This window comes from Shewanella hafniensis, assembly GCF_019655335.1.
Classification (GTDB): Bacteria; Pseudomonadota; Gammaproteobacteria; order Enterobacterales; family Shewanellaceae; genus Shewanella; species Shewanella hafniensis.
This window is the reverse complement of record NZ_BPFD01000262.1, coordinates 1-429: the sequence shown is the minus strand read 5'-3', so window position 1 is coordinate 429 and position 429 is coordinate 1. Positions and strand designations below refer to the sequence as shown.

Sequence of the window (429 nt, the reverse complement as noted above, 5' to 3'; positions counted from 1 at the left end):
TGGGGATACACACCAGCGTTAGCAATGAGCACGGACAGGCCACCACACTCGGTAGCAACATCATTCACCACGCGGATGCAGGCTTTCTTGTCCCGCACGTCGAGTTGGTAAACGTCGAGTCCGTCTTCGCGCGCCTGAGCACACCTTTCCTCGGTCACACCGGTCACGGCAACACGGGCACCGTGGAGTGCGAGTACCTCCGCGATTCCGCGACCTATTCCAGCGGTTCCACCGGTCACCAGCGCGGTGCGACCAGCAAGCAATCCAGTCATTGTCACTCCTCCAACACCGTTGATCGCAGGAGACACAATTCATGGTAACAAACTGGCGCGGAAACACCGCGAATCGGTGTCCCCGACCGGATTCAGGCCACCGGGGTGATCTTCGTCAGCACCTCGTCCCAGGTGCGGTCGAGACGCCGCCCGCCTA

At 60.8% G+C, this 429-nt stretch carries 1 protein-coding gene; it reads right to left on the bottom strand.

Going from position 1 to position 429, the window contains the following annotated elements:
* A partial coding sequence (locus tag K5Q99_RS23240; RefSeq protein WP_220778165.1) for an SDR family NAD(P)-dependent oxidoreductase occupies positions 1-272 on the bottom strand: 272 nt, incomplete at its 3' end.
* Between the last annotated feature and the right edge of the window lie 157 nt (positions 273-429).